The organism is Flavobacterium xizangense, assembly GCF_054075145.1.
Genome location: NZ_JBSIPG010000212.1, coordinates 1 through 253 on the forward strand (window position 1 = coordinate 1; position 253 = coordinate 253).

1 protein-coding gene is annotated in these 253 nt (G+C 29.2%); it reads right to left on the bottom strand.

What is annotated here, in order from left to right; genetic code table 11:
• The coding region (locus ACWA1B_RS23165; RefSeq protein WP_456911021.1) for a hypothetical protein at nucleotides 1-253 on the bottom strand (253 nt) is incomplete at both ends.

Below are 253 nucleotides of genomic sequence, written 5' to 3' on the forward strand. Positions count from 1 at the left end.
TATTTTTTTCTTCGGTTTATCAAAAATGGGGTAACTGAAATTCAAACCATGTTTAATTTGGCCGTCATAGACCATTACTTTTGAAGTTACTTCGTCAAATTGCTTTCGAATTATAATCTTATTTATTCCCTCTTTGTCATTGGCGATTTTTTTAAGTTCAGTTTTATTAAAAACAGATCTGGAAACAACTACATTCTCCAATTCTACAGCTTTTGGAGTCATATTTACAATTATAAAACCACTTTCTAAATCT